Origin of the sequence: Synechococcus sp. CCAP 1479/10, assembly GCF_019038515.1 — a bacterium.
In the GTDB taxonomy this organism is placed as follows: domain Bacteria; phylum Cyanobacteriota; class Cyanobacteriia; order PCC-6307; family Cyanobiaceae; genus Cyanobium.
Map to the genome: position 1 here is coordinate 23,326 of NZ_JAFKRJ010000016.1, position 10,751 is coordinate 34,076.

Here is a 10,751-nt window from a genome sequence, read left to right on the forward strand (position 1 = left end):
CATGAAGCAACAGGGGTACCGCAGGATTCCATACACTCAGCCTTCCATCACGGAGCTGGAAGTCGGCTATGCCACGGATGCAGCCCGCCATGGATGGGGGCAACAGTGTTACGACTACATTGTCCGCTTTGAAGAGGCTTTCCAGCGGCACCTCGGCGTGACCCATGCCATTGCCACCAGCAGCTGCACGGGAGCCCTGCAGCTAGGCCTGCATGCCTTGGGCATTGGGGAGGGTGATGAGGTGATCTTGGCGGATACCAATTGGGTAGCCACCTTGGCACCGATTCTTCATCTCGGCGCTCAGCCGGTATTCGTGGACATTCTGCCCGACACTTGGTGCCTTGATCCCAGCCAGGTGGAAGCGGCCGTGACAGAAAAGACGAAGGCCATCGTCGCTGTCCACCTCTATGGAAATCTCTGTGACATGGATCGACTGTTGGCGATTGGTGAGGCTTACGGCATCCCTGTGATCGAAGATGCTGCGGAAGCCATTGGCTCCATATGGAAAGGAAAGCGGGCCGGCAGTCTGGGCCGTTTCGGAGCTTTTTCCTTCCACGGAACCAAGACCATGACCACGGGGGAAGGCGGCATGTTCGTCACCGATGATGGGGAATTGTTCGAACGGGTTCTGACACTGTCCAACCACGGTAGGGCCAGGAAACAGGTGAAGCAGTTCTGGCCCGACATCCTGGGCTACAAGTTCAAGATGAGCAATGTGCAGGCGGCCATCGGCTGTGGTCAGGTGGAGCGTATCGATGCGTTGATTGCCCGAAAGAAGAATATCCTCAGCCAGTATCGGGACGCCTTCGCCAGCGCCTTTCCCGGCACCGCCAGGTTGAACCCTGAAGGAAAGTATGATACGGAACCGGGTGCCTGGATGCCCACCGTTGTTTTCTCCGATGAGGTACTGGATTCGGTGGAACCCTTGAGGGCAGGGCTGGTGGATCGCGGGATTGATGCACGTGTTGTTTTTCATCCATTGAGTCTGGTCTGCAACACGTGGCCCCAATACTGTGAGGCTCTTGAAGTCCGCTCCAGCACAACGAACATCCAAGCTTCTAGTTTCTCCAGCCATGCGCTTAACCTCCCGTCTTTTCATGACATGGAAGAGGATGACCTTCGCTATGTGGTACAGTCAATTTCTGATATTCTAGGTAAGTCGTGAATCACTCGCTGATTCGCCAGCAGCTCAGCAGTTTGGGATATGCCAAGCTGACTGAGTTTATCGATAGAGATCAATATATTCTGCCGATTTGGACTTCCATCCACCAGTTGTCTCGCCTGATTTCAGTGCGTCGGAGCCTCGACTTCTCGCTGAATGATTTTCATAGCGAAGAGGAGACTGCGGCCGAGATCCTGCGGCTTTCGATACTTGACCGCGCCTTTTTGTCGGATCTCTACGACGCATCCAAGCAGATTCCATCATTTCTCAGGCTAGCTTCCTGCAGGGAGTTTGAGGAGCTCTACGCCCTGTTGCGCGAGACGGATCTGGTAGGAGTTGGAGATCGGAGCTATGGCATTCGCTACGATTTGCCGAACGAGGATATGTTCCGATCCCATTGGCATCAGGAGTTTGCCTCCAATCCCCAGAGCATGGATGGTCTCGTTCTCTGGATTCCTCTAGTTCCAGTGGCTGAGGATATGGGATCCGTTGTGATTTGTGAGGCATCGAATCATGAGGGGTTCATTCCTCATCAGCCGCTTGAAAAATATGCCTACAAGTCGGGTCTTTATCAGACAGGCATTCCTGATGAGGAGTCTGTGATTGCGCGGTACAAGCAGATTACGCCGCTCAGCAAGCCAGGAGATTTATTGTTGATGGACTTCAGCACGATTCATCAAAGTGGCTATAATCGATCTAATCAGCTCAGGGTGACAATGCAAGTGAGATATTTCAATTTCAAGAATCCTGAAGCGGTGGCTAATGGTTGGCCATCGAGTCCTACGGACTTTTTTCGGTATCAAGTTAAAAGCAAAAAGTAACCTCCTGTCTCACCCCGCATGATCCCCATGAAACGCTGCAATTGCTGTCACAGCCACTCGCTGGAAGAAATCTACAGGGGCTCACCAGCTTCAACCTCATTGACGACCATGAACACAACCCTTCGGGGTGCCACCGTTGTCAGTTATTGTTCTGAATGTGGTCATGTGCAGACGGACCCACTGATTGATTTGAAGGCTTACTACGAAGATACCTATGAAGTTGGCCGCCTTAACGAGAATGACGACCAGCTTTATGCCATGGATGGAGAGAAGCCAGTTTATAGGGCAGAGCATCAAGCCCGGGTTGCTTGCCACAAACTGGCGATATCGGATGGTGTTCGTGTGTTGGACTATGGCTGTGGCAAGAGCCTGACGATGATGAGAATCTGCGAGATGATTCCATCTCTGCAGCCCTATCTGTATGATGTCAGCGATAAGTATTTGCCTATCTGGAGCACCTTTACGCAGCTTGATCACTGTTTCGTTAGGAATATTCCCGATAGCGCCAAGGAAAGCTTTGACATTGTCACCTCATTTTATGCCCTAGAACATATCTCTGACCTGCAGGAATCTCTTGATTCCATCCGCGACTGCCTTAAGCCAGGCGGTGTGTTTTATTTTATTGTCCCCAATGTATTGGCAAATCTTGCTGATTTCATCGTTGCTGACCATGTGAATCATTTCTTGCCCTCATCGTTGCAAGCCATGCTGAAGGTGAATGGCTTTGAGGGTATTGAAGTGGATGCTAGTGTGCATTTTGCGGCTTATGTCGTGGCGGCAAGAAAGGCCTCAAGCGTTAAGGGTGAGGCAGTTGGATCTATGCCTTTGCCGTCTCTGCAGAGCCATGACTATCCCGTGGATGAACGGGAAAGGCGCATGCTGTCCGATATTGCTCAATTCTGGTCATCGCAGCAGGAGCGCCTGACGATGCGTCTATCATCCTTGCCTGATGATGCGAGCGTTGCCATTTACGGAGCCGGTTTTTATGGCACTTACCTGAGGGGCCTCCTGGAGGCATCAGGGCGAACACCAGCCGTGATTGTCGATCAAAATCCGTTCCTTCAGGGAACAAGCATTGCCGGTGTTCGTGTTGTGTCGCCTAGTGAACTGCCAGAGACCATCGATACCCTGCTCGTTGGGTTGAACCCGCAGAGTGCCAAGCAGATCATTCAAGGAATTGATCTGTGGCAGGGTAGAAAAATCGATTGTATCTATCTGGAGTAAGGACCGTGCGCTTGGTGATCTCGCAGCCAATGTATTTCCCATGGTATGGGCACCTGGAGCAGGTCATGGCCGCCGATACTTATGTGTTTTATGACGATGTGCAATTCTCCAAGGGAAGTTTTACTAATCGTGTGCAACTCCTGGTCGATGGCGTTCAGCAATGGCTCACGCTGCCTGTTCGTCTGCCCAGGGCAGCCATGGCGATCCAGGAGATTGAGCTGAATAGCGACAAGGATTGGAAGTTGGCCCATCTGCGTAAATTTCATGCTGCTTACCGCAAGGCTCCCTATCTTTCCGACGCGATGGAACTCATGGAGTCCGTTTTTTATGCCGAGGCTACGCGACTATCGTCCATCGCCATTGATTCCGTGAAGTGTCTCGCGACCTACTTCGGACTCGCGGACACGACGACCTTCGAGGTGTCATCGGAGCTGGGCATCGGTGGATGCGGCAGTGCGCGTGTGCTGGAGATCTGTCAGCATCTTGATGCCAATGAGTACATCACCGGGCATGGTGCGAAAAACTATCTGGATCAGCCTTCGTTCGAACGGGCTGGAATCGAAGTTTCCTTTCTTGACTATGGATTGATGCCTTATCCACAGTTGAGCCAGCCTTTCAACCCCTATGTTTCCAGCCTTGATCTCGTAGCCATGATGGGAAAGGAAGGGCGCAAAGCCATTACTGGTTCTGTGGTAAAGTGGAATCAATTCATTGCAAAATGACCTAAGCTTTCGCAACTTATGCAACGCGACCTTAATGCAGAGGCCACGCAATATCATGCGAAAGCCCCAACGATTTTTGAGAACGATCTTGTTCTGAATTGGTATCCTCAAAGAATACTGCAGCGGCTTCACACTGGCCGCTCGATTCTGGAATTAGGTATTGGGCATGGAATCACGGCTCGGATCTTTCACGAAGTGGCCAGCCGCCATGTCCTCATCGAAGGTGCTTCGGTTGTGATCGAGCAGTTTCGTGCTGAGCATCCTGATCTGGATTGCGAGATCCAGCATTGCTATTTCGAAGATTTTGAGACTTTAGAGAAGTTTGACTATATCGTCATGGGATTCATCCTCGAGCATGTGGATGATCCCCGTATGGTGCTTCAGAGGTATGCGCAATACCTGGCCCCCGGGGGCAAACTTTTTGTTGCTGTCCCGAATGGAAAGTCACTAAATAGACGCATAGGCTATGCCATGGGCAAGATCAATGATCTTTATGATCTCAATGCCAATGATGTGGCGATGGGCCACCAGCGCCAGTACTGCGTTGATACGCTCACGGCTGATTTGGAGTCATCAGGGTATGAACTGACCCATTTGGAAGGCATCTATCTCAAGCCTTTACCATTACCGGTTCTGCAACGTATGGAGGATGCGGCGGAGAATTTCCAGGCGTTGCTCCAGGTGGGCATCGATTTTCCTGAGCTTTCTGTAGGCCTGCTTGTGGAGGCTCAACTTCGTTGAGCGAAGCCGCAGCCGATGGATGATTACGCAATGGACGGGGCATCTGCTCGGGTGAGATGGACCGCGCTACGGCGACTCCCATCCGTGCAACGCCAGGTTGAGGGGAGCGTGTTGGAGAGCTGTTTGATCGTCCTGTTGAGGGGAGGTGCCTAGTTGGGCTTCAACATTCTTGTAACCGGTGTCGGCGCGATCATTGGCCAGGGCATTGTTGAAGCCCTGCGCTCCTGTGATGCCGAAGTTTGTGTGATCGGCTTGGATCGTTCGCCCCATACGGTTGGCTCTCATCTCTGCGATGTCTTCCTCTGCAAGCCGATCCATGATGAGGAAAGTGCAGCCTATCTTGAATTCTGGCGGCAGCTCCTCGTATCCCATCGGATTGATCTCGTCCTTCCAGGGATTGAGTCTGATGTGCTGTTTTTGGATTGGCATCGGCATGAGCTTGGTCAGCTGAGTACACTTGCCATCAATACGCCAAGAATGTTGAATATTTGTTGCAATAAGTTGATCACTTATGATGAGTTGTCTTCAATCGATATCGCCCGAATCCCTACGCTGTCTGCCAGTGCCACAGCTGATCTTGGGATTCTTGGCCTTGGCCCCTATGTACTGAAGCCATGCAGTGGTAATGGTTCAAGAGGAATCCATATTGTCGAGAGTCAGATGGACTATCAGCGCGCTTTCTCAGAATGTGGCGAAGCAGACTATATCGTGCAGCCCTATCTTGGTGATACTGAACATGAGTACACGGCCAGTGCATTTGGCCTAGGCAACGGTCGTAGCCTCACCCCTATTGTCTTTCGGCGTCTCCTTTCAAATGCTGGCTATACAAACTATGTGGAGGTGGAATCCTGTGAATCCATTGCGGCTTCGATTGATACCTTATCCCGGCATCTTCAGCCGGTGGGCCCCACAAACTATCAATTCAGGCTGCACCAGGGTCAGTATTACCTGCTTGAGATCAATCCACGCTTTTCCAGCTCGACATCGCTAAAGGCGGCATTTGGCTATAATGAACCAGGCATGTGCATTCAATTCTTCTTACAGCAGCAGACCCCTCCAGAGCCTGAGATTCTGAAAGGGCGTGCCTGGCGAAAAATCAGTGACGTCATTGTTTATGAAAGCGATCATCAGTGATATTCACGCGAACTATGCGGCGCTTCGCGCCGTGTTGGCTGATGCCGAGGCGTTGGGTTGTGATGGGTATATCTGCTTGGGTGATGTGGCGGGTTACCACGCCGACATCAATGAATGCATTGAATTACTGCGAACACTGCCCAACCTGGCTCTGATACGAGGCAATCATGATGCCTATCTGTTGAGCGGCATGGGATGCCCTCGCTCCGAGCTGGTTTCCCGAACGCTGGCCTATCAGGCAGCCGTGATCACTCCGGACAATCTCGCCTGGTTGGCAACCAGCCTGGATCAATTGCGCGTTGGCTTGGATCTTTTTGTCCATGGAGGTCCCGATGACTGCCTGGAGCAATACATTTATCGCGTGACTCCAGCCCTTTGCCGTGAAGGCTTGCAGAGGCTTTTCTGTGGCCATACCCATGTGCAGGTTCTTTACAGACTGGAGAGATTGTTATTCTGTAATCCGGGTTCAGTCGGACAACCGCGGGACGGCAACCCGAAGGCGGCGTATGCGGTTCTCGGTCCTGATGGGGTTCAGTTGAAGCGCGTAGAGTATGATATCGCTGCGACAGAAGACTCCATGAAGTCTGCAGGCTTTCCCGATTTCTCATTCACGAACCTTCGAAAGGGTGCGCAAGTCGGAGGGCGTGTTGATCAAATTATTCTTGAGGGCATTTAATGGACCAGTTGGAGCTTTTTCAACAGGAAGTTGATCGCAATATTGAAGGGCTTGCCGCTGATGAATCGCTATGGGAAGAAACCCTGGATTGGATGCATCATTCAGGAGTCCATAAGTACACCTACAACTTTTCATGGCTTGGGCGCCCTATCATTCAGTATCCTCAGGATATGGTGGCATTTCAGGAGATCGTTTGGCGTGTACGGCCCGATCTCATCATCGAGACTGGCGTGGCCCACGGCGGCTCCTTGATGCTCAGTGCATCATTGCTTGCCTTGCTCGATCGCGTGGATGAGTTGCAAGCAGCTCCTGACACCGTCAGGACACAACGCAAGGTTTTGGGCATTGATATCGATATTCGCGAGCATAATAGGAAGGAGATCCTGGCCCATCCCCTGTCCCCTTACATCCAGCTGATCCAGGGTTCGAGTATCGCTTCGGATATCGTTGAGCAAGTGACCAGCATTGCTTCTGGATATCAATGCGTCCTGGTCTGCCTGGATTCCGATCACACCTGTGAGCATGTGTTGCGAGAGCTTTTTGCCTATGCCCCCTTGGTTACCTCAGGCAGCTACTGCATCGTTTACGACACAGTGGTGGAGTATATGAGGCCTGAGTTCAGAACTGATCGTTCCTGGGGCCCTGGCAACAGCCCATTGACAGCGTTACAAATGTATCTTGCTGACCATGCTGGCTGGGCGATGGATAGAGCAATTGATCAGAAGCTGCAGATTACCGTGGCCCGCTGTGGATTTCTGAGAAAATTGTAGGATGCTTCGGGATGGTACAGGATCTGCGTAATCTTCCTCTGCCATTCTCCCGTAGCTCTTGTCTTGTTGGTTTTCGTGTGCGCGATTTCGATGTCTAGTCAATGAATGGTCCAATGTTAGGCTTGATCGCGCCTTAGCCCTGCGATGGAACAGCATCCACTGGTTACTGTTGGGATGCCAACATACAACAGGCCAGCGTCGTTGCAACGCGCTCTCGACTCTATCCGGTCACAGACCTATCGGCATCTGGAGATTGTTGTTTCAGATAACGCATCACCAGATCCTGAAGTGGGCCGGTTGATTGCAAATGTTTCGCATGCGGATCCTCGGATTCGTCATTATGTTCAACAGGCGAATGTTGGGCCTAGTGAGAACTTCGCCTTTGTTTTGCGTCAAGCTAGGGGCGCATTCTTTATGTGGGCGGCCGACGATGACGAGTGGCACCCAGCCTTCATTGAGAAGCTCTTGCGTCCACTCATCACCAATCCCAAGAGTGGTTTGTCATTCTGTGACTTCGATGTTCGCTATCCAGATGGGTCGCTATGCAAAGACTATGGATCTTTTTACGATGCGTATAGAGAATTTCTTCATGACGATGGTGCCAGCCGTGTGACCCACTACGCTCTTCAGGCTCCTGAACGAGGTAAAGCTAATCTGATTTATGGGCTTTTTCGTCGCGAGGCGTTGATTGATGCTTCTGTGACTAGGTTTTTTAACTCGGCGGCTTGGGGTGCTGACATGCTGTTTGTCTGCGATGTTCTATCCCGTTGGTCCTTCAATCTTGCGGAAGAACGGCTGTACAACGTTGGAATTCCTTTCCCAGCCTCTGAAACAGCGGTTCAAGGTTGCGCCAGCGAGCCTCAGCGTGAAAAGCACCATCGATGGAGGCTGATGGCCAGTCATCTGAAGTACTTTTTCGTTTATATTCGCATCATGGCAATAACCCCTGATTCTAACCCTGTTTCTTTCATGTCGTTCCTCTTCCGTCTTCTGCCATTGGTGATTCGCCGGATGAAGTTGGATCTGGCCTAGTTCCCGTTGCCTTTGGCCTGCCCACCAAGGAGAGTTTATCGGTCATTGCGTAGTATCTCAATTGTTGGGCATTGCTGAGATGCTTGCGGAGGGCAGTAGCGCGAGGGGTAGTAACATCAGCCACAGGAAGCCCCCAGCTGAATGCATGGCGACACTTGAGCAGCACGCCAGCAATATTGTTTCTCAGAATGGCGAGGACGGCATCCTTGCCGAAATCTTTCGGCGCATCCAACCCCGTTCCAGGCTGTGCGTTGAATTTGGCGCCTGGGATGGCAAGCATCTGAGCAACACGTGGGCGCTCTGGCACGAATCGGGCTGGTCTGCCGTACTGATCGAAGGCGACCGAGAGAGGTTTCGGCAACTTCAAGAGTCGATTGGCAGCTTCCCTGAGGTGCAGGCTGTTCATGCCTATGTTGTGGCTAGCGGACCCAGCAGTCTGGATAATCTGCTCTCAGCGGAGGCGATTGCACCTGATGGCATTGATCTTCTGTCGATTGATATTGATGGTGATGATTACAATGTCTGGGACTCGCTTAACACGTATCGGCCCAGGGTCGTTGTCATTGAATACAATCCAACCATCCCGCCGGAGCTGGACCTTGTGCAGCGAGAGGGTGAGTACTTCGGCGCTTCCGCTGCAGCGTTAACGCGCCTGGCTAAGGAGAAGGGCTATGGCCTGGCCGCCTGCACTGCCACGAACTGCATCTACGTCCGCGAGGACGACTTCTCCGCTTTGGGTTTCCCTGAGTTGGACTTGACCAGAATATTTGACAGGAGTCAGTTGTGCCATGTGATCAATGCCTATGACGGCAGAACGTATCTGACCAACAAGCCTGTTTACTCGCGCCCCTTGCCGCTAGCTTCCTATGCCTATTGGTCGGAGCGGCTGAAGCAGAATCTCTTCGTAGGCGCAGCTGAAACGACCCCTCCCGCCGAAAGTCTGCAGCCGGTCAGTCTGGTTCTGGAGTCGCTGCTTCCTCGGCGGAGCCTCCAGGATCGTGTTCTGGCGATGCTGGCTCGCACGGTCACCGGTCTCTGGGATCAGGCGGTCGCCTTCGTCACCGCTCTCCCGCCCTATCGCTTCGTTGAGCGGCTCGTTCAGTACCTGCAGCGGCGGGCGAAGGAGCGCTCCCTGATCCAGGCCTGGCGGCGTTCCGGAAGCCCGGTGCCCCCACCCCACCTTTATAAGCAGAAGCTGCTGACGCGTTATGCCTCCCGCTATCGGCTTGCAACGCTTGTGGAAACCGGTACCTATCTGGGTGACATGATCTTTGCCTTGCGCCATCGGTTCAAGGCGATCATCTCGATTGAGCTCAGCACCGATCTCTGTCAGCGGGCCCAGCAGCGTCTCCGTGAGTTCCCCCATATCTCCATCATCCAAGGAGACAGCTCCCAGGTGCTTCCACGCATTCTTGAAGGCCTCAGTGTTCCGACCCTCTTCTGGCTTGACGGGCACTATTCGGCGGGTAATACGGCCCTTGGGGATCGTGAAACGCCCGTATCTGCCGAGGTTGATGCCATTCTCAGGCATCCCGTGCAGGGCCATGTGGTGTTGATCGATGATGCACGTAACTTCGATGGCACTCACGATTACCCCACCCTTGCTGCCCTCAGTGATTATGTCCACAGGGCTTTTCCCAAGGCCGACTTCACAGTGAAAGACGACATCATCCGCATTGTTCTGTGAGGTGGGTACTTGACTGATCCGCTCGTCTCCGTGGTCCTGCCTGTCTATAACTGCGAGGACTATCTAGGTGAGGCCATCGAAAGCATCCTGCGCCAGACGTTCGATGCTTTTGAGTTCATCATCATCAACGATGGATCGAAGGATCGCTCCGCCGAGGTGATGAAGGGGTTTCAGGACGAGCGTATTCGTATCATTCATCAGGCCAACCAGGGCCTAGCGGCCACCCTCAACCGGGGCATCTCCCTGGCCAGAGGCCAGTATATTGCGAGGCAGGATCAGGATGATCTTTCCTATCCAGAGCGTTTGGGCAAACAGGTGGCCCACATGGAGGCCCATCCTGATTGCGTTCTGCTGGGTACCTGGGCGCAGATTCTGGAGGTGGATCGTCCCGTGGATCGCTTCCATCGCCATCCCGTGAATGAGGTGGAACTTCGCTATCTGATGCTGTTCAATAATCCGTTTGTGCACAGTTCGGTGATGCTGCGTAAGCAAGCTGTGCAGCAGGTTGGTGGCTACACCACAGATCCCGAGCGCCAGCCCCCGGAGGACTTCGAGCTCTGGTCCCGTTTGTCCCGGATCGGTCAGGTTGCCAACATGGGTGAGGTTCTGCTGGCCTATCGTGAAATCCCCGGGAGCATGTCACGGGTCGGACCTTCTCCGTTCCGGCGCCGTCTGATCACGATCTGCGCAGAGAACCTAGGAGGCTGCTGAAATAGTCGTCAATCCGAGGCCCGCCACGCCGTTTTGGTCTGAGCGGGCCATTGTCAGCTCTGGTCGGCAGT

General features: G+C 52.9%; 11 protein-coding genes. All 11 read left to right on the plus strand.

Annotation, left to right across the window (positions count from 1 at the left end; translation table 11 throughout):
* Window position 1 precedes the first annotated feature (1 nt).
* The 11 genes from KUG39_RS05340 (at window position 2) to KUG39_RS05390 (ending at window position 10,680) form a co-directional block, all read left to right on the plus strand.
* Window positions 2-1,165 (plus strand): DegT/DnrJ/EryC1/StrS family aminotransferase, encoded by a 1,164-nt coding sequence (locus KUG39_RS05340; RefSeq protein ID WP_216913398.1) that lies wholly within the window; start codon window positions 2-4, stop codon window positions 1,163-1,165.
* Window positions 1,162-1,983, plus strand: coding sequence for a phytanoyl-CoA dioxygenase family protein (locus KUG39_RS17550; protein WP_216913401.1), 822 nt, complete (start codon window positions 1,162-1,164; stop codon window positions 1,981-1,983). The genes KUG39_RS05340 and KUG39_RS17550 overlap by 4 nt, the downstream gene beginning before the upstream one ends.
* Before the next feature lie 108 nt (window positions 1,984-2,091).
* Window positions 2,092-3,207, plus strand: coding sequence for a class I SAM-dependent methyltransferase (locus KUG39_RS05350; protein ID WP_216913403.1), 1,116 nt, complete (start codon window positions 2,092-2,094; stop codon window positions 3,205-3,207).
* Window positions 3,208-3,221: 14 nt separating this feature from the next.
* On the plus strand, window positions 3,222-3,929 hold the full coding sequence (locus KUG39_RS05355) for a WbqC family protein (protein ID WP_353617334.1): 708 nt from the start codon (window positions 3,222-3,224) through the stop codon (window positions 3,927-3,929).
* A gap of 18 nt (window positions 3,930-3,947) precedes the next feature.
* A complete protein-coding gene (locus tag KUG39_RS05360) occupies window positions 3,948-4,670 on the plus strand; it encodes a class I SAM-dependent methyltransferase (RefSeq protein WP_216913406.1) in 723 nt (240 codons plus the stop codon).
* Window positions 4,671-4,823: 153 nt separating this feature from the next.
* Window positions 4,824-5,804: an ATP-grasp domain-containing protein gene (locus KUG39_RS05365; RefSeq protein WP_216913408.1), complete on the plus strand. Its 981-nt coding sequence runs from the start codon at window positions 4,824-4,826 to the stop codon at window positions 5,802-5,804.
* On the plus strand, window positions 5,785-6,480 hold the full coding sequence (locus KUG39_RS05370; RefSeq protein WP_216913410.1) for a metallophosphoesterase family protein: 696 nt from the start codon (window positions 5,785-5,787) through the stop codon (window positions 6,478-6,480). The genes KUG39_RS05365 and KUG39_RS05370 overlap by 20 nt, the downstream gene beginning before the upstream one ends.
* A complete protein-coding gene (locus KUG39_RS05375) occupies window positions 6,480-7,250 on the plus strand; it encodes a cephalosporin hydroxylase family protein (RefSeq protein WP_216913412.1) in 771 nt (256 codons plus the stop codon). Before KUG39_RS05370 ends, KUG39_RS05375 begins: the two co-directional genes overlap by 1 nt.
* 144 nt (window positions 7,251-7,394) lie before the next feature.
* Complete coding sequence (locus KUG39_RS05380; protein WP_216913414.1) at window positions 7,395-8,282, plus strand: glycosyltransferase family 2 protein; 888 nt, start codon at window positions 7,395-7,397, stop codon at window positions 8,280-8,282.
* Between the two features lie 145 nt (window positions 8,283-8,427).
* Entirely contained in the window at window positions 8,428-9,969 is a 1,542-nt protein-coding gene (locus KUG39_RS05385) for a class I SAM-dependent methyltransferase (RefSeq protein ID WP_216913416.1), read from the plus strand.
* Between the two features lie 9 nt (window positions 9,970-9,978).
* Window positions 9,979-10,680, plus strand: a complete 702-nt coding sequence (locus KUG39_RS05390; protein ID WP_286192942.1) for a glycosyltransferase family 2 protein — start codon at window positions 9,979-9,981, stop codon at window positions 10,678-10,680.
* Window positions 10,681-10,751 lie beyond the last annotated feature (71 nt).

Excerpts from the sequence above, each read along its gene's own strand:
- KUG39_RS05340 (WP_216913398.1), top strand. The coding sequence starts at position 2 with ATGAAGCAACAGGGGTACCGCAGGATTCCATACACTCAGCCTTCCATC.
- KUG39_RS05350 (WP_216913403.1), top strand. The coding sequence starts at position 2,092 with ATGAACACAACCCTTCGGGGTGCCACCGTTGTCAGTTATTGTTCTGAA.
- KUG39_RS05360 (WP_216913406.1), top strand. The coding sequence starts at position 3,948 with ATGCAACGCGACCTTAATGCAGAGGCCACGCAATATCATGCGAAAGCC.
- KUG39_RS05370 (WP_216913410.1), top strand. The coding sequence starts at position 5,785 with ATGAAAGCGATCATCAGTGATATTCACGCGAACTATGCGGCGCTTCGC.
- KUG39_RS05375 (WP_216913412.1), top strand. The coding sequence starts at position 6,480 with ATGGACCAGTTGGAGCTTTTTCAACAGGAAGTTGATCGCAATATTGAA.
- KUG39_RS05380 (WP_216913414.1), top strand. The coding sequence starts at position 7,395 with ATGGAACAGCATCCACTGGTTACTGTTGGGATGCCAACATACAACAGG.
- KUG39_RS05385 (WP_216913416.1), top strand. The coding sequence starts at position 8,428 with ATGGCGACACTTGAGCAGCACGCCAGCAATATTGTTTCTCAGAATGGC.